Here is a 19,022-nt window from a genome sequence, read left to right as displayed (position 1 = left end):
CCCATCCGATTTGAGGGATTAAGCCTTTACTTCCTGTTCATAGTAGGAAATGGTACGAGCCAAACCTTCTTGTAAACTCACAACAGGCTCCCATGCTAAGACTTGTTTCGTTTCCTCATTTTCCAATGTACTATGCACAATATCTCCTGTACGCTGAGGCTTATAAATCGGTTCAAGATCTGATCTCGTGACTCGCTTCATCGTTTGAAACAGCTCATTCACCGTGATGGAATGACCACATGAGATATTTAAACAAACGTTTGATTGAGCTGTTAAAGCTGCAACATTCGCTGCGGCTAGATCGCCTACATAGATGAAATCTCTTGTTTGTTCCCCGTTTCCAAAGATGAAAGGTGCCTCATGCTTTGCAAACTTGTCAGAAAAAATTGAGACAACACCGCCTTCACCAAGTGCATCTTGGCGCGGACCATATACATTGCTGTACCGCATGATACAATAGTCCACATCATAGAGTGATTTCGCCATCTGTAAGTATCGTTCAACTGTGAGTTTCGACAAGCCATAAGGTGAACCAGGCTGCAGTGGATGAGCTGTGTCGACCGGCAGATAGACTGGGTCTCCATAGACTGCTGCCGATGAGGCAAACACCACTTTCTCCACCCCGGCTTCAGCCGCTGCTTTGATCACATGCAGCGAACCTTTAATATTGACCTCTTCGTCGTAGACGAAATGTTGAACCGAAACGGCTACACTCACTTGCGCTGCAAGATGAATGATATAATCTGGTGCAATGTGTTTAATCAAATCGACCGTTTCTGATTTTGTGACATCTGCTTCAATGCATTGTACGGAAAGATGAGCGATATTTTCCTTCGATCCAGTTGAAAAGTTATCAAGAACGATGGGCTCATAACCTTTCTCTAATAAAGCCTCTACCGTATGAGATCCTATAAATCCACTTCCCCCAGTTACCAATACTTTCTTCATCCAAGTTCCCCCTATTATTGTGCCTTCGATACCAATTCTGTTTCCCATACGCCTGGGCGGCCGATGGACTGGTAAATAAATCCTCTCTCTTTCATTTCTGCTGGATCAAACAAATTCCTTCCATCAATTAAAATGGGAGAACGAAGCAGCTGCTTGATCTGATCCTTATCCATCTTCTGTACGTCATCCCATTCCGTTAAGATGAGACAAGCATCTGTATCTTTCACTGTTTCATAGAGATCATTGCTGAAGACCGCCTGCGGGCCAAGCTCTCTTTCTGCTTCTACATAAGCAATTGGATCATAGGCTTTGACAAAAGCTCCGAGCTCTCTCAGCATTGGAATAATATCTAGTGCTGGGGCTGAACGCATATCGTTTGTATTTGGTTTAAATGCGAGCCCTAAAACGGAAATCGTTTTTCCTTTAATATCACCGAACACACTCATCAGTTTGCTGACAAGATGGGCTCTTTGGTGGTTGTTTGTTTCAATGACAGATTCGATCAGCTTGAACCGATAGCCAGCTGTTTCGGCAATTTTGAGAAGAGCCATCGTATCTTTTGGGAAACAAGAACCACCAAATCCAATGCCTGCTTTTAAAAATTTATGCCCGATCCGGCTGTCTAACCCAACGCCTTCGCTGACTTTTTCCACATCAGCACCAACTCTCTCGCAAATGTTCGCAATGTCATTGATGAATGAGATTTTTGTGGCGAGCATGGCATTTGCCGCATACTTAATCATTTCTGCACTTTCTAGATTGGTCTCAACCACTTCTGTTTGAAACGGATCATGCAATTTTTTAATGATCGTGGATGCATGTGCGCTTGTAGAGCCAATCACCGCTCTCTCCATATTCATCGTATCTTGAATAGCTGAACCTTCCCGCAGAAACTCTGGATTGGAGACGACATCAAATGGATATTTACTGCGTGAAGCCTTTTGAACAATGGCTTGAACAAGACGGCCTGTTCCAACCGGTACTGTGCTCTTATTCACGATGATTTTGTAGCCATTCAGGTGTTCCCCAACCGTTTGAGCCACAGCTTTCACGAATGTTAAATCCGCTTCCCCCTGAGGTGTCATTGGTGTTCCTACCGCAATATAAATAATCTCTGATTCTCGAATTGCAGCGGGAATATTGGTTGTAAAACACAATCTTCCTTCTTCTGTATTCTTCTCAATCAATTCCTTTAAGCCCGGTTCATAAATTGGAACGAGACCGCTTTTTAAGCTGTTGATTTTTGATTCGTCGATGTCACAACAAATGACGCGATTTCCGATATCAGCAAAACAAGTACCCGATACTAACCCGACATATCCTGTTCCAATCACAGCAATTTTCTTCAACATGTTTCATCCTCTCAGTAAAAGCATATTGGTCGTTCCAAACTGTTTATCTATCAGTCTTTGCACATTTCATCCTGTTTAAACGGTGGAAGTTGATTGATTCAGCACCTTTTCATATTGCTGAATCAGAAGCGTAGCATTATGTGATGATGAATAATCTGTATGGACGATGTGGTGAAGATCGTTCTTCACTTGCTCGTTCCATCTGTTTTCATAAAGATAAGCGTGAATCGCTTCTTTTAGCTGACTCGTTGAACGCGGTTCAATGAGCAGATGTTGATAGGTAGAAAATAGTGATGGGAGACCACCAACCCGTGTTGCGATGACAGGCATTTTTAAAGCGAGCGCCTCAAGGACGACAGTCGGCATTCCTTCACTGTAGGATGGAAGGGCAAACAGGTCAGCTGCCATTAAATAATGTTTGACTTGTTCATTCGGCACCTGACCCGGGAGTATAATGGATTCTCCCGCCCGTTCGGCCAGCTCCTTTGCGAGGGGTCCTTTTCCGACAAAGACGGCTTTTACACCCTCCATCCCGCTGACAGCTTCCGCTAATTCAAGCAAACCTTTCTCTTTGACTAAACGGCCGACAAAAACGACGAGCTTGTCGTGAAGCGGTAAACCAATCTGCTTTCTGATGGCTGTTTGATCCCCCAGTGTTCTAGAAAATGACTTGAGCGGAATTCCAAGCGGGAGGCATTGTGCATCCACCTCTGTCATGTCATGTGTTTTCTTTGCCAGCTCTTCACTCACTGTGAGAACAGCAGACGCCTGTTTTACTGCTCCTTTAAAGGCGGCAAGCGCCCCTTGGCTATAGGTTGGATAGACGTTCACATCACTGCCGTGTAAGGTCAGAAGATAAGGGATGTTTGCTTCCTTTTTGATCACAGCTGCTGCGCCGCCAGACGGCATAGCAAAGTGCGCATGGATGAAATCCGGTGACAGTTCATAACGCTCCATTGTGCGCAGGACAGAAGCTGCGATTCGTTTACTCGGCTGAGCCCATTTTAGCTGTCCAGGCAGCGCTGTATAGGGCGGTCTGTAAACCGGCACGCCGCACCTCACTTCCTGCTGGGGAAGATCTTTTCTCTGACGATAGGAAGCTTTAAGCATCCGTAAGATGGGCGGATTGACAGGAGTAGGACAAATCACGCTCACTTCTACGCCCTGTTTGACCAGCTCCTGCACTTGCGTTTCATGGAAGACGCCTTCACTTGGATGTTTTTCACTAGGATATACACTTGTCAGCCATAGCACCTTCATGACGAACGACCTCTTCTCCATAATTTCCCTGCCATCTGCGGATACATTTTGACAAGTAGCAAGCTATATAAAGCCGCACTTAAACCAATCGTCAGTAGTAATTGAAGCAGTATATCCGCTGATGTCAGCTTCATCCCTTGATGAACAGTCACTGCGCAGGCGGCCATTAACAGCGTCATGACAGCAGGCTTTACGAGTGATTTTACATACACCTTCATATCTAGCTGAATGACATAAGCCATCAGCCACCTGCCGACAATGAAGTTCAGCAGGCTGACCCCTGAGTAGACCCAAGCTACAGTCAATAGACTGCCAGTATGGACTCCTGCATATAAGGCGCATCCATATACGATGAGCATGCCTGTATCCCAATAAAATGCTAAGTCAGCTCTCCCTTTCGCAAGAAGGATGGAACCATTTGGATTCATCAGCACACGGAGTAGACCGACAATGCACAAAATATTCAAAACCGGGACCGCCACTAGCCATTTCTCTCCAAACACCACTTCTATAAAGCTATCTGATACGGCAGCAAGACCAATGAGTAGTGGAAAACCAATGAGTGCAAGCATATTCGTCATGCTGAGGAAGCCCTCACGCAGCCTAGAGTGATCACGCTGACTTTTTGCGAAAACTGGGAAAGCCACTCTCGTCACAATCGGGTTAATTTTCAGCACCGGAATTGTGACGATTTGATAAGCCAGGCTGTAAATCCCTAATGCCTCTGCTCCAAGAAACCGTCCTATTAAAATCATGTCGATGTTTGAGCCTGCCCGATTGACGAGTCTTGACGCAAGCTGGAAAGCCCCGAAGGAGAAAAACTCTTTCACTTCCCCTAATGCGAAAACGGGTGCTGGGCGCCACTTCTTCCAATAAGCCGCTGCATACATGAGACCTTTTCCTGATTGAAGCAGCACTTGAGAGACCACATAGGCCACAATTGGATTGATAAAAAAGGCTAGGATAAGTAGAACAATCAGCGAAATAATCGTCGCTATCGTCTCAATCGTACTTAAGGTTTTAAAGGCTAAATCTTTCTGCATCATGTATTGGTATTGCTGACCAATTGGTGCAATGAGAAACATGATTGATAATAACTTGAGCAAGCCTTCCAGCTCAGGTCTGGCATAAAAGGCGGCAATCAAGGGACTTGCGAGGATCAATACACAAAACAAGAGAATTCCCGTCAGCAAGTTGATCCAATATAATGTAGATAATTGACGTTCCGTCGTTTGTTCTTTTTGAATGATCGCAGCACCGATGCCTAGATCAAGTAAAATCTGTGTAAATATTGTGACCGTTGTGATCATGCTAACGAGTCCAAATTCTTTCAGTGACATTACGTTTCCTAAAAAGGCGAACTGTGCAATTTGGATGATGGTAATGATCAATGCGGACAAGCTTGTCCATTTTGCTCCGCCCAGCAGGCGATTTTTCATACTTGCCATTTCTCTTCCCTACTTTACTTATCTGGCTCCGTCACCAGTCACGATGACTTTTAACGTTTTTACCATAATCTTCGTGTCGAGAGAAAATGTCAAGTTTTGAATATACTGTAAGTCATGTGATAATTTTTCACTTGGACTCATTTCATATCCCCCATTTACTTGAGCAAGACCAGTCAGCCCCGGCTTCACTGTCAGTCTTTTTGTAAAGCCTGGAATCGTCCGATTAAATTCGGCAGTAAACATTGGTCTTTCAGGACGTGGACCTACAATACTCATTTCTCCTTTTAACACGTTGATAAATTGCGGCAGTTCATCAATTCTTGTTTTTCTGATGAATGCCCCCACTTTGGTGATACGAGGGTCATTTTTTTGCGCCCATTTCGCTCCTCCGCTTTCTGCGTTGGTTCTCATCGATCTGAGCTTCCATAATTTAAAGTAGACACCGTCTTTTCCGACCCTTTCCTGCATATAAAAGGCTGGCCCTGGTGTTTCTAGCTTAATTAAAAGGGCAAACAGTAAAATGATTGGCGTACTCAACATCAATCCGATGAACGAGAACACAACATCTATGAAACGTTTTGCAAATAAATATCGAACCATATGTTCTGTTAAAGCAAAAGAGTGATTTCGTCTCACTTCATATTCTCTGTAAAGGTTCATCGCTTTCTCTGCGCTCACTGACCTGCACCTCACCATTCAAAGTAGTTGTTGTGTAAAGAGATGTTCTATGAAAGTCAGTTTAGCAGAGCAACATTAAGCAAATGTAAATGGGCTGTTAAGTCTTGTAAAAGTGTGTTAAGAATGTGCCCTTATATCAAGTTATGCCCTTTTAAACGTAAAAAAGACCCGCATTTCTGCGGGTCTACGTGTCTTTTTTTTATTTTGCCTTTACGGATTCGATCGTCTTCAGTCTAAGCGTTCCGTTTGCATCTTTTGTATAAGTTACTTTCACTTTTGACTCTTCTTTTAGGCTGTTCACTTGTTTAGAAAATGTATTTCCGAATTGAATGGCTACTTCTTTTCCATCAATGTTGACAGCAATTGTATGTCCATCAGCCAAACCGACATATGTGCCTTCTTTGGTGACTTCATTTTTCTTCGTTGTAGATTCTTTTTTTGTTTTAGATTCAGCTTTTGACTGATCGTTTGTCGTTTCTTCTTTTGTGATTTCCTTACTAGAGCTTTCTTTTGCATCTTCATCAGATTGACCTGCTTGGTCTTCTGTTTGAGCAGCTGTTTCTTTGCTTTCATCATCTGCTTTTTCACTTGCGGACTTGTCTTCCGTCTTTTCATCTGTTGCATTTTCTTTCTTTTGATCTGCTGCTTCAGTTGTTTCTTTTTTGCTGTTATCCGTATTGTTATCGTTTGACTGATTTGATGTGCCGCATGCTGTGAGCATTACACCTAGAAGTAAGACTAAAAACGGCATTGTGATTAATTTTTTCAAGATCGTCACCTCTTCATGATTTGTCGATTTGCTGTCATTGGAAGGCAAATACGTGAAAAACCCACCCTCTATGTTTCGATTATAACAAAAATAACCTGAAATGAAATGTATTTTTAACTTGACATATCGTTCATTCGATCTATTTTATTCAAAATATTGAGATACACCTGCTGCGATTCCTGAAGCCAGCCGCTCCTTGGCAGTCGATGATTTTAATATACTGGCATCAATCGGACTGGTTACGAACCCTGTTTCAAGCAAGATGCTGGGCATTTTTGAATACTTGATCACGTAGAATCCTGCTGCCTTCACACCGCGATCTCTTGTGCCAAGGGCTTTCACCATCTGGGGCTGTACCTTTTGTGCCAGCTTTAAACTATTGGCCGAAGCATACGTCGCATCATAATACGTTTCTGTTCCATTTGCACCGCTATTATCATTTGCATTGGCATGGATGCTGATGAACACATCCGCACCAGCCTGTGATCCTTTGCTTACACGTGTTTGCAAGGAATCAAATGTATCAGATGTTCTAGACATGACCGTCAGCGCACCCGCTTGTTTGAGCCTTGCTTGCAGTTTTAACGCGACATCCAGATTAACATTTTTTTCAAACAGCCCATTTCCTACCGCTCCAACATCCTGTGCACCATGACCTGGATCAATAAAGATGGTTTCACCTAACACATGATTTTTCAGCTGTGTGATCACACTGGTTCGTATGGTTGATGTTCCGCCCAACACTGTAAATGTTGAAATCTTTTTAGACCCAATGACACGACGAATCGCATCTGGCACTGATTGAGCGTCTGTAAGAAGAAGGGTTTGCCCTTGCTTGGCTGCCGTACTTGCCGCAGCTGCCGCATCGGCATATGCATAGCCGTTACTCATATACGTTTGGGTTGTCTTCATCGGGTATGTTTTCGCAATTCGGGCTGCCACTTCATACCGATTGGCTCCGCTGATTCTCACGGGTGATGGTAGCTTTTGATAGGCTGCTTGATTGACACTTGTTTCCCCGCCAATCACAATCGTCCGTTTCACCGCTTTGCTTTTTAATAGATTGGTTGTTTCCTGCCGCAGCCCTTTTGCATCGGTTAATAAAATAGGAAAGCCCTGTTTTGCAGCATATGGAGCAATCGCCACAGCATCTGCATAAGCAGAACCATTCACAATCACAGCTGTATCAACACTCTTCATTTGCTTAGCAACGTTTGCCGCCAATTCATATCGATTCTTTCCTTGTATTCGCAATACGGAAAGATTCATTGCTTTTAGCTGCGCTACGACTTTTTGCGAAATGCTTGCGGTTCCGCCAAGAATGATAACACGCTTCGTTCTCAACTGCTGAAGACCTGACTTAGTTGCACCTGAAAGACTGCTAGTATTCGTTAACAGCACTGGCGCTCCTTGCTGAAAGGCATACGGCACAGCACTTAGCGCATCTGCATAAGCTTCACCGCCTACTAAAACAACTGTAGGTGCTGTCGACCAGCCTCGTTTTGCAGCGTTAACTGCCACCTCATATCGATTACTTCCCTCAATCTTCGATACATTGTGCTGCGCAAATGCTGATGGTGCATATAAACTTAGTGAAACCACAATTAAAACAAAACATTTGATATAAGAACGCATGAAGTCAACCTCCTTGGTTTTGAACCCTTCATCATGGAACCCAGGAAACACTTCATGTACTTTTGAAAAAAGGCTGCCGAGAGTCGTTTCTCGAGCAGCCTAAGAGGTGTATCTTCGGCACCCCTCATCTGTATGTTTTCTTATCTAAAATAGCCTGAAACACCGCTTGAAATACCTGACGCCAATCGATCTTTATAAGTAGCAGATTTCAAAATATTTGAATCAACTGGACTGGAAACAAAACCAGTTTCTAAGAGAACGCTTGGCATCTTAGAATATTTAATGACGTAGAAGGCAGCTGTCTTCACGCCACGGTCTCTTGTGCCTAATGCACTGACCATTTTAGGCTGAATATTTTGCGCGAGCTTCAAGCTGTTTGTTGCCGCATATGTTTTGTCATAATACGTTTCAGTTCCATTTGCACTGCTGTTATCATTTGAGTTCGCATGGACACTGATGAAGATATCTGCATTTGCTGACGCACCTTTGCTCACCCGTGTTTGAAGACTGTCGAATGTGTCTGATGTTCTTGACATGGTAGTGAGTGCACCAGCATTTTTCAGTTTAGTGTTCACTCTCTTTGCTACGTCTAAGTTTAAATTTTTCTCATAAAGACCATATCCTACAGCACCAGAATCTTGAGCACCGTGGCCAGGGTCAAGGAATACTTTTTTACCTACAACCGGGTTCTTTAATTGAGATGCTACAGTATTCGTCACTGTCGTTGAATTTCCGACTACTGTGAATTTCGATATGTTTTTACTGCCGATAATTGACCGAGTATGGACAGGCAAAGTTTTCTCATTTGTTAATAAAAGAGCTTTCTTTTCTTTCGCTGCAATGCCAGCAGCTGCTGGTGCAGAGGCATAACCAAATCCTCTCGCAACATACGTATTGCTCGTACTTAGTTTATACTTATTCACAATCTTTGCTGCAATATCATAGCGGTTAGCGCCCTTTATTCTCGTTGGCGACTTTAGCTTGTTGTATGCTGCTTTGGTAACATACGATTCGCCGCCAATCACAATTGTTTGCTTAATATTACTAGCTTTTGCGAAAGTTGAAATTTCAGAACGAAGTCCCTTTTTATCTGTATATAAAATTGGGAAACCTTTTTGTGCAGCATATGGCGCAATCGCAATCCCATGCGCATACGAATGACCTTCTACAACCACTACACCAGCTGGTTTTTTCATTTGCTTTGCAATATTCGTAGAGATTTCATATCTGTTCTTCCCCGTAATTCGTTTTGTTGAAATCCCTAGTTTTTTTACTTGATTGATGACATTATTTGAAACACTTGCCGTCGTTCCAATCGCAATCACATTTTTCGCTTTTAATGACGTTAATCCTTTCTTCGTTTCTGATGAAAGGTTTTTACTATTTGTAAAAAGAACTGGCGCATTATGTTGATACGCTAAAGGGACAGCTGCTGTTGCATCAGCATAAGCTTTTTTCCCTACTAGCACAACGGTATTCGCTGATCCCCAACCTTTTTTCGCCACATTGACAGATAAAGAGTAACGATTTCCCCCATCTATTCGTGATACAGAATTGTCCGCTGAAGCTGTTGGAACAATAATGAAAATGGCGATGAGGCTGAGGATGGCTGTTTTGATCATTGAGCGCATCTTCTGTGTCCTCCCTTAACTTTAATAATTTGTTAGTTTTGTACCTGGATAGTAGAACGAAAGTATAGAAGAATACGAGTTTCCAGATTCAGCTCTAGCTTTGGCGCCGTATTGACTCATCCCAATACCGTGACCATAACCTTTTCCTGAAATCGTGAAATCATTTGTATTATTCTTTACTGACGCAAACGTACTTTTCACCTTTGTTGCGCCCATGACTGTTCTAAACTCTGTCATTTTCATACTTGCCGTTGTACTTTTGTTCACTGTATACGTACCTGTTTTGTTTTTCAGATGGTAATTCAGCTTGATTGAAACGGTCTTCGCACGCTGACCTTTTGTTTTTCCTGAGAATGTCAGGCTTGAAATATATGCAATTCTCATGTCAGATGCAGCTGTTTCTTTATTTTTCAACAGCCATGATTTTAGACCAGCAAGGTCGGCAGCATTGGCTTCTTTTGCCTTAGACCACTCAGAAGCTGCTGTACTTGCAGTCAACGTAGTGCCTAATTGCTTTTTAGACAACTTCAGTGTCCACGCATTGACAGGATCTTTTGTGTCCTGCTTGGCGACTAAGTATGGCAGTGCATTTCCCCATACTTCTTCACTCGCCTCAGTGTATCCACCATTACTAGAATAATAGGTGGCTGAAATAAGTTGATTGTTGTATTTTAGAACCTTGCCTTTTGTGGCATCAACAGCTTTTGTTGAATTTGTGTACCAGTTATATCCTCCATATACTTGGAAGGCTGTTGTATCAGGTACGACTTTTCCAATACTTTTCACTGAATACGTTCTAGCGGCAACTGCTTGTGCTTTTAATGCCTCAACATGCCAGCTTGCAGGCATTTCGTTTGGCACAACACCTTTTAGATAGTCTTCAAATGGAATATTTTCATTAGTCGGCCTGATATATCCTGATTCAATAGCAAAGTTGATGTTCCCTAAGTAAGGCTTCCCTGCGATTTGAAGGACATTTTTAGTTGAATATTTCTCAGGAACAACTCTTACTGTGTTATATGTCTTAATACCTTTTAATGAAATTTTTCCGTTAGAAATATTCAATTGGTAGTTTTGATTTTTTTTCAGATAGACTTGTTTGGCTAAAGCGTTTTTGAGCGTATCTGAAAGCACACTTGAACTGCCTGCTATATGATATGTATGTGTGCCGTTTTCTTTTAAAAGTTTCTTTAAAGAAGAAGAGAAAGAATCTTTTTTGACATAAATCATAGTACGATTGTTTTTCGCTGCTAAAAGTGACATAGGAATTGCATATTTTGAGCTAGAACCTTTAGCAAGATATACTTTATCTACATTTAACTTTAATTTCTTGATGATGTTAACAGAAAGTTCATAGCGATTTTCACCACTGATTCGTGTAACTTGTGATGTCTTTTTTAATTGTTTTTCTACTTTTTCGCTAATGCTTTTTGTACTTCCAACTACAATTACCTTACTAGGAATCTTATAAGTCGGAATTGAATTTTTCTTTGTTAATAATATTGGATACCCATTTCTAGCTGCATAAGAGATCATGGATGTCCCATTCATAAAGGAAGCCCCGCCAGCAACAATTGCCTGCTTATAACTCCCCATCTCTTTGGCTACTTTTTGAGATATTTCAAATTTATCTTTTCCGCTTATTCTTCTAATCTTCCCGTACTTTTTTAAGGTTTTCTCAGTTGTAGACGAAATACTTTTTGTATCCCCAATGATTAAGATGTTATCGGGTTTCATTTTTTTAATTTGGTTCTCAGTTGCTTTTGTTAGCTTCGCAGCACCAGAATAAAGAATTGGTGCATCTAATTTGTAAGCCAATGGAGAAACGGTCATTGCATGATCGAAAGCATCCTTATTTACGACAACGATAGTTGATGGATTCTTCCAGCCAGAATCAGCAATACTATTGGCTACTTCGTATCTATTATTTCCCTCATATCTTTTCGTCACAGCAACATTGGATCCTGACAGCTTGTATTCCCCAGTTGTTGAAATATCCATGCTTGTTTTGTTTCCTATATAATTAGACAATTTCACTGAAATTGTCGAGCTGGCCATGGCAGACTGAAAAGGTGCAATTAGTAGTGTCATTGTCATGAGAACGATAAGTGTAATGCCTGTTTTCTTCAATTTTGTTCATCCCGCCCATCTTTTTTTACTTCTGTTTTTCAATCTTTTGAATTTCTTTTTGACCATTGTCATTGATAAAGTAAGAGATTTCTACTTTGTCACCTGGTTTAAATTCATTTAATACATCTTTAAAATTATCCGTAAATTCATAGCTTAAGGTTGTATTCACTTTTTTTACTTCGACTGTATGTGCATCAGCCATTCCAATAAATTCAGCTTTTTCTTCCAGCACCTGAGGAGTTGAACTGCTTGTCTTGTTTTCTCCTGAGGATTGCTCAGCCGTTCCACATGCTGTGAGCACGATACCTAGTAGTAGTATTAAGAACGGTAAAACGACGATTTTCTTCATTTTTTTCACCTCATGTCTTTGTATCGTCTTATAACTTAATATTTTAAGGTAAATTTAAGGTTTTTTGAAACCTTTTTTTTGTTACAACGTCTATATCTAGGTTCAGAGTAAAAAAATAACTTGTTTATCAAGATTCGTAAACCTATAATCATGGAAGAATGATAGAAAAGGTGAGGGACATTATGAGAGCTGAGAGAAAAAGAAAGAAAAAGAAGGTTCTTTGGATTGTTTTATCGATTATTGGCTTATTCGTATTAGCCACTGGCGGATACGCGTATCATCTTTGGAATACAGCCGCATCAACTGTCGCAGGCATTCAAGAGAACTTAAAGAAGTCAGATAAGCGTGACAAAGATGTCGATTTAAGTAAAAAAGACCCGATCTCCATTTTAGTCATGGGTGTCGATGAAAGAAAGAATGACCGAGGCCGTGCAGATACATTAATATACATGACTGTGAATCCGAAAACGAAAACAACTGAGATGGTGAGTATCCCCCGTGATACGTATACAAAAATTGTCGGAAAAGGCACAATGGATAAAATCAACCACTCCTACGCTTTCGGCGGTACACAAATGGCGGCAGATACAGTAGAGGAACTGCTTGATGTACCTGTGGATTACTTTGTGAAAGTAAATATGGAAAGTTTTAAAGACATTGTCGATACACTTGGCGGCATTACGGTGAACAGTACGTTTGCTTTCAGCTATGATGGCCATTCATTTGGTACAGGAGAGATTAACCTGAACGGTGATCAAGCCCTTGCCTATACAAGAATGAGAAAGCAAGATCCTAAAGGTGACTTTGGTCGTCAGCAAAGACAGCGACAAGTCATTGAAGGCATCATTGCAAAAGGGGCTAACATTTCATCTATTACGAAATTCGGTGATATGTTTAAAGTCGTTGAAAATAACATGAAAACGAATATGTCCTTTGACGACATGTGGACGATGATGAATGATTATCGTGATGCAAGACAAAATGTGAAACAGCACGAGCTGAAAGGTACAGGCGCACGAATCAATAATATTTATTACTATCAGCTTGATGACAGCAGTTTAGCGAAAGTGAAGAAGGAATTGAAGGATAGTTTGGAAGCTTCGTAAATAAAAAACACCTTTCTCTAAGAAAGGTGTTTTTTATTATGAAAGAATTATCCTTGCTACTCATCGCCTTCTTTTTGTTTTAATAAAATCGCATCCACTACTCTTTTACTCGATTGACCATCCAATTCATCAAAGAAATAATGCACAAATGAATCTAACTTTTCGAATTCATACTGATTGTTCTTAACAATTGAAACGAGTTCATGACAAGTTCTAGCTAGTGGGCCCGGGATAAATGAGAAATATTCATAATAAAAATCACGAGTTCGAATATACTCGTCCACATCATAACTAAAAAAGATCATTGGTTTTTTTAGCAAAGCAAATTCAAAACAAACAGATGAATAGTCAGTTATCAGAACGTCTGCAATTAACAACAACTCATTGATCTCTCTAAAATCTGAAAAATCATAGAAAAATTCACTATATTGATATGGAATATTAATTTTATTTTTAACAAATGGATGAATTTTAAACAAGAAAATATATTCGTTATTCAGCTCTTGATAAAGCTGATCATAATTTAATACTTCGAACGGATAATAGGCAGATTGCTGGCCATTTCCTCTAAAAGTCGGGGCAAATAAAATCACCTTTTTCCCTTTTAGAAAAGGATATTCTTCATATAAACTTGATCTAACTTCAGCTTTTTTCGCTTCATCGAAAAAGAAGTCTGTTCTAGGAATTCCTGTGGCAATGACATTTTCAATATCTACACCAAATCCCTCTGCATAATGCTTACGGATATGATCAGAACTGACAATGACTTTCGTATAGTTCCTATGATTTTTAGATGTCGGCGATGGGCCTCCTGGTAAACCTATACGGCTATAACCAAATGTCTTAAATGCCCCCACTGCATGCCATAATTGAACAAGATCAGCATTTTTTCGGATCTTTAATGGATAGATGATTGGATAAAAATCATCTATTAAAATGTGTCGGCTTGTAGCAAAATGATAAGCCATTCGCACATATTCTGTGATACTTTTTTTCGTATTAATGCTTTCTTTTAAGAAAAACTGAAAATCAAAGGTTTCTTCTCTATCTAAAAGCTCTCGATAGACAAATTCAAAGTTTCCTGATAAATCAGTACGACTATCTGATGCGAAAGTGATTTTATTCAGTTTTACTGGCAGGATACAAAATAGTTGATATAAGATTTGAAACATAACACGCTTCATTTTACGAATTATACGATTTTCATATTTCATAGTCGCCTATATTAACCTTGATCAATTTCTTGGAGTTTGTGTGATGATACATAAGCTTTTTTTTCTTCTCCATCGTAACAATGAAATGATATTTCAATCTTTTCTCCCCTGATAAATGTACCACCTTAGTCGAATAGATATCCCGCTTTAGGAATTTGTTTATATTTCCTAAAATCCCTAGCTTAAATTTCAAAAACTCTCTCCCCTTCATTCAATAAGCTTAGTATAAGTGAAACAACACGCTCCGTAGAATGTCCATCACAACGATTCATGAACCGCTTTGAAAATGAACGAAAATCAGTTTGTGTTTTATCCAAACTTACATTTTTCAAATCCTCTATTAAAGGCTCCATTTTCGTTCTAATAGGTCCTGGTGCAAATTCATGAAACGGGTAATAAAAGTCTCTCTCTTGCAAATAGTTCTCTAGATCGGGACAATAGAAAAACATTGGCTTATTCAATAGACTATATTCAAATATAACTGATGAGTAGTCTGTCACCAATACATCAGAAAGAATCATTAACTCATATAAAGTAAACTTCTCAGATATATTTTCTTCTCCAAATGAAGTTTTTCGCATATAAGGGTGTACATTGATGAACAATTCATAATGCTGTGGATCTAAATGTCTAAAAAGAGTTTCGTGATTCAAAAGAAAATGTTCCCCATGCTGCTTATTAACTCCTCCCCTATAAGTTGGAGCATATAGCACTTTCACTTTATTCTTCAATTCTGGGTATTCCTCATGAAACCTCTTTTTCACTTCACAAATGTACTTTTCTGAATAAAAAAAGTCAGTTCTTGGAACTCCTGTCGCTAATATTTTTTGCTTAGGCATATTAAACGCTTCAGAAAACGGAACAATTGCTTCTTCTGAACTCACAATTACAAAATCATAATTGGAATGAACAGGAACTACTTTTAAATATTCAGATGAAGGTCCCCCCTGCTTATCTTTAATGCTGTGACCAAATTTTTTAAAAGCACCACATGCATGCCAAATTTGAACAACCTTTGTTTCCGACCGCTTTTTAATTAAATAAAGAGGATAATAGTAATCATCTAATAAGAGCACCTTGCAAGTAGCAATATGATACAACGTTCTCAATAAATAAATAATATAGAGAAACTTACCTATCAACCCACTCTCCGACTTTCTGAATAATAGAACAATTCTCAAATGGGGCTGTTTTACCAATTCATTATATACGTTCTTGAAATTTTCATTTATTTCATTATCTCTATAAGAAGCAATCACAATTTTTTGCGGACTTACCGGAATTAATTTAGAAAAGACTGTGTAGACTATTTGAAAAAAAACTTTCACAATTTTTGTCATATACATTGTGTTAGATTTCCCATTTCATGATTGTTTTACCCCATGAAGAAGTCAAATCTTCTTCAAATGCCTTTCCAATGTCCTCTATGCTTCTCACAGTATGGACTGCTCCAATTAATGTCTCCAAATAATCTACAATTTCAGGAAATTCATTTAGTAGATTAACAGTATTAACAAAGTCTTTACTGCCACTTCTACTGCTTCCAATGAAAATAATCCCTTTTTCGAGAATCATTCTTGTTGCTACCTTCACAGGGTATTCTGACACACCTAATAAAGCCACAGATGCCTCTGGCTGAGTATAATCAATGATTTGTTCTATTGCAGTTTCACTGCCACGTCCACCGACACATTCAAATGCATGATCGACTCGAAGGTCTTTTGGTATGTCATTAATTTGGTATACTTCATCAACAAAAGAGAAATGCTCTAATTTATATTGGTTTTTTCCAAAAACGTATACTTTACAAGAAGGATATCGTTTTTTTAGTATTAAGGATGTAATAAATCCAAGGTTCCCATCCCCCCAAACACCAAACAAATCTCGCTTTTGGTGAGCCACACTTTCAAACCTACTCATTGCATGGACAGCAATGGTAATTAATTCAATAAAAGCAGCTACATGAAGGTTCATTTGCTCTGGAAGGGCTACAAGGCGATCCGGATTCATGAACATATAATCTTGCATGAACCCATCATATCCACTTGACCTGAAATAGCTTGAGCGCAGATAGTTCTCCGCAATAAATTGATTTTCTTCATTTGGAATATTTGGAACCATCACCACATGTGTTCCGACTTTAAAAGCTCCTGTAGGGTCATACATTACTTTTCCAACACCCTCATGAATAAGCGCCATTGGAAGCTTTTTATCCATTGCTTCCTTACCTCTTGTTCCTGTAAAATAGCGCTGATCCGCAGCACATATTGACAAGTGAGTTGGTCTAACAACAACTTGACCAGAAGTAAATTCCTTATCCTTATAAGTCACTTCAAATTGTCTAGCAGAAACCAATCGATATGTTTGATTAATCATTTTTTATGTTCTCCTGTAAAATAGCATTCGCGACTTTCAGATCGTATGGTGTCGTTACTTTTATATTAAATACCTCACCTCGGACTAAATTCACTTTTTGCCCTGCTAAAATACAAATTTTACAAGCATCTGACAGCACCTTTTTCTGTTCCTCTGTTAGTTCGCCATAAAGACGTTTTAAGAGAGAGATCTTAAAACTTTGAGGAGTTTGGCCTTGATACATGTTGTCACGTACAGGAATATTCGTGATATTTGCTCCATCTTCTGAAGTTACAATTGTATCTATAGCAGGGATAACAGTATCGACAGCATCGTGTTCTAGAACGGCATTTATATTTTCCTCAATAATCCTATGGGTTAAAAATGGTCTTACTGAATCATGTGTAACAATAACATCGTCATCATTTAGCCCATACTCTTTTTCAATAAAACGAACCCCGCTCATAATCGATTCGTTTCGATCTATTCCACCCTCAATTACTACTAATCTATCATCAGCATGTATGTATTTTTCTAGTATATTCTTCGTATGATTGATCCATTCTTTAGGAGTTACAATAATAATTTTTTCAAAACGATCATTTAATAGAAATTTTTCAACAGTGTGAATAATGATAGGGCGATTATTTAACGGCAAGAACTGTTTTGGCATATTTACATTACCCATTCTAGAACCTTTCCCGCCAGCTAATATTTCTGCATAAATCATACTTAATACCCCTCTCAATCATGTCAAATAAATAAAAATGGCAATATTTTAATATAAATAGATTGTAAATTACATTACAAAGAATCCATTCATATCTTAATATATGCCATTATAATACCACATTTTTATATTTTTTTAATTATTGATTTAGAATTTGTAACATATATCGACAAATTTTTCTAACATATAAATGGTCATTTTCAAAATGACTGCGGCTTGACATCCGTTAATCCATAGTGATAAAGAAGCATTTCAACAATTCGTTTCGATGCTTGTCCATCACCATATGGGTTAGAAGCCTTCGACATGTTATCATACTCTTGCTTGTCTTTTAACAGCTCTTTTGCCATCTGATAAATGGTTTCTTCATCGGTTCCTGCAAGCTTAAGCGTACCAGCTTTCACGCCTTCAGGACGTTCTGTTGTATCACGCAGCACTAATACTGGCTTTCCTAAAGAGGGAGCTTCCTCCTGCACACCGCCTGAATCCGTTAAAATAAAGTGTGAGGCAGCAGCAAAGTTATGGAAATCAACTACTTCAAGCGGCTCAATTAAGTGCACACGATCAAGATCACTGAATTCAGTCTGTGCCGCATCACGAACAGCCGGATTTAGATGGACAGGGTATACGACTTGAACATCTTTAAATTCTTCTACAACACGGCGAATCGCTCTAAACATGTTCTTCATCGGCTGACCAAGATTTTCTCTGCGATGAGCCGTTAATAAGATCATTTTATCTGTGCCTATTTTCTCTAAAATAGGGTGTTGATACTGCTCTGTAACCGTTGTTTGCAATGCATCAATTGCTGTATTTCCTGTTACAAAGATGGTCTCTTCTTTTTTATTTTCAACTAAAAGATTCTGCTTTGCCTCATGTGTCGGCGCAAAATGAATATCGGCTATATTTCCTGTCATTTGACGGTTCAATTCTTCTGGAAACGGTGAGTATTTATTATGTGTTCTTAACCCCGCTTCAACATGACCTACTGAAATTTGGTGATAAAACGCAGCCAAACTTCCTGCAAAGGTTGTCGTTGTGTCTCCATGAACAAGCACAATATCAGGTTTTTCCTCTTTGAATAATTGATCTAATTTCAACAGTGCATTCGATGTGATTTCAGATAATGTCTGGCGTTCTTTCATAATATTCAAATCGTGATCGGGCTTAATATCAAAAGCTTTCAGCACTTGATCAAGCATTTGTCGATGTTGAGCCGTCACAGTAACTGAAGATTTAATTTGTGGATGTTTTTTTAGCTCAAGGACAAGGGGTGCCATTTTAATCGCTTCAGGCCTCGTCCCGAATACAGTCATTACATGTAATGTTCTCAATAGTCGATGCCTCTTTTCTTCTCAATTATTGTATGTTGTTCATTATACAAAAGAATAAGAACGAATCCTAATCATTCTATTCT

The 19,022-nt window shown here is 39.5% G+C and carries 15 protein-coding genes and 1 pseudogene; 1 reads left to right on the top strand and 15 read right to left on the bottom strand.

Annotated features, from left to right (window positions below):
- Positions 1 to 18: 18 nt before the first annotated feature.
- From MHH23_RS04010 to MHH23_RS03965, 10 genes are all read right to left on the bottom strand, one after another.
- Complete coding sequence (locus tag MHH23_RS04010; protein WP_340958940.1) at positions 19 to 948, bottom strand: NAD-dependent epimerase/dehydratase family protein; 930 nt, start codon at positions 946 to 948, stop codon at positions 19 to 21.
- 14 nt (positions 949 to 962) lie between these two features.
- Positions 963 to 2,300: a UDP-glucose 6-dehydrogenase TuaD gene (gene tuaD / locus MHH23_RS04005; protein WP_017368147.1), complete on the bottom strand. Its 1,338-nt coding sequence runs from the start codon at positions 2,298 to 2,300 to the stop codon at positions 963 to 965.
- A gap of 75 nt (positions 2,301 to 2,375) precedes the next feature.
- Positions 2,376 to 3,560, bottom strand: coding sequence for a teichuronic acid biosynthesis protein TuaC (gene tuaC, locus MHH23_RS04000; RefSeq protein WP_125589498.1), 1,185 nt, complete (start codon positions 3,558 to 3,560; stop codon positions 2,376 to 2,378).
- Entirely contained in the window at positions 3,557 to 5,008 is a 1,452-nt protein-coding gene (gene tuaB, locus MHH23_RS03995; protein WP_340958938.1) for a teichuronic acid biosynthesis protein TuaB, read from the bottom strand. The genes tuaC and tuaB overlap by 4 nt, the downstream gene beginning before the upstream one ends.
- Positions 5,009 to 5,026: 18 nt before the next feature.
- Positions 5,027 to 5,686: a sugar transferase gene (locus MHH23_RS03990; protein ID WP_008348294.1), complete on the bottom strand. Its 660-nt coding sequence runs from the start codon at positions 5,684 to 5,686 to the stop codon at positions 5,027 to 5,029.
- A 199-nt stretch (positions 5,687 to 5,885) separates the two neighbouring features.
- Positions 5,886 to 6,455, bottom strand: coding sequence for a hypothetical protein (locus MHH23_RS03985; protein WP_019743577.1), 570 nt, complete (start codon positions 6,453 to 6,455; stop codon positions 5,886 to 5,888).
- A 144-nt stretch (positions 6,456 to 6,599) separates the two neighbouring features.
- Positions 6,600 to 8,090 (bottom strand): N-acetylmuramoyl-L-alanine amidase, encoded by a 1,491-nt coding sequence (locus MHH23_RS03980; RefSeq protein WP_340958937.1) that lies wholly within the window; start codon positions 8,088 to 8,090, stop codon positions 6,600 to 6,602.
- Between the two features lie 140 nt (positions 8,091 to 8,230).
- Positions 8,231 to 9,721 (bottom strand): N-acetylmuramoyl-L-alanine amidase, encoded by a 1,491-nt coding sequence (locus MHH23_RS03975; protein ID WP_340958936.1) that lies wholly within the window; start codon positions 9,719 to 9,721, stop codon positions 8,231 to 8,233.
- A gap of 21 nt (positions 9,722 to 9,742) precedes the next feature.
- Positions 9,743 to 11,851 (bottom strand): SpoIID/LytB domain-containing protein, encoded by a 2,109-nt coding sequence (locus tag MHH23_RS03970; protein WP_340958935.1) that lies wholly within the window; start codon positions 11,849 to 11,851, stop codon positions 9,743 to 9,745.
- A 25-nt stretch (positions 11,852 to 11,876) separates the two neighbouring features.
- Positions 11,877 to 12,200, bottom strand: a complete 324-nt coding sequence (locus MHH23_RS03965) for a hypothetical protein (RefSeq protein ID WP_024719258.1) — start codon at positions 12,198 to 12,200, stop codon at positions 11,877 to 11,879.
- Between the two features lie 182 nt (positions 12,201 to 12,382).
- Between MHH23_RS03965 and tagU the strand changes: the two genes are divergently transcribed.
- The gene (gene tagU / locus MHH23_RS03960; protein WP_116306309.1) at positions 12,383 to 13,306 is read left to right on the top strand and encodes a polyisoprenyl-teichoic acid--peptidoglycan teichoic acid transferase TagU; all 924 of its coding nucleotides are present in this window, start codon (positions 12,383 to 12,385) and stop codon (positions 13,304 to 13,306) included.
- A 56-nt stretch (positions 13,307 to 13,362) separates the two neighbouring features.
- Here the strand turns inward: tagU and MHH23_RS03955 are convergent.
- The 5 genes and pseudogenes from MHH23_RS03955 to wecB form a co-directional block, all read right to left on the bottom strand.
- Positions 13,363 to 14,692: pseudogene (locus tag MHH23_RS03955) on the bottom strand (CDP-glycerol glycerophosphotransferase family protein); the annotation flags it as partial.
- A gap of 10 nt (positions 14,693 to 14,702) precedes the next feature.
- Positions 14,703 to 15,860, bottom strand: coding sequence for a CDP-glycerol glycerophosphotransferase family protein (locus MHH23_RS03950; protein WP_253718738.1), 1,158 nt, complete (start codon positions 15,858 to 15,860; stop codon positions 14,703 to 14,705).
- 10 nt (positions 15,861 to 15,870) lie between these two features.
- Complete coding sequence (locus MHH23_RS03945; protein ID WP_058336995.1) at positions 15,871 to 16,896, bottom strand: ribitol-5-phosphate dehydrogenase; 1,026 nt, start codon at positions 16,894 to 16,896, stop codon at positions 15,871 to 15,873.
- Positions 16,889 to 17,605 (bottom strand): IspD/TarI family cytidylyltransferase, encoded by a 717-nt coding sequence (locus tag MHH23_RS03940; protein ID WP_058336996.1) that lies wholly within the window; start codon positions 17,603 to 17,605, stop codon positions 16,889 to 16,891. Before MHH23_RS03940 ends, MHH23_RS03945 begins: the two co-directional genes overlap by 8 nt.
- Before the next feature lie 200 nt (positions 17,606 to 17,805).
- Entirely contained in the window at positions 17,806 to 18,939 is a 1,134-nt protein-coding gene (gene wecB / locus MHH23_RS03935) for a non-hydrolyzing UDP-N-acetylglucosamine 2-epimerase (RefSeq protein WP_268430506.1), read from the bottom strand.
- Positions 18,940 to 19,022 lie beyond the last annotated feature (83 nt).

The organism is Bacillus sp. FSL K6-3458 (genome assembly GCF_038005045.1).
Classification (GTDB): Bacteria; Bacillota; Bacilli; order Bacillales; family Bacillaceae; genus Bacillus; species Bacillus altitudinis.
Note: the sequence above shows the minus strand (reverse complement) of the source record. Positions and strands in the feature narration are given on the sequence as shown.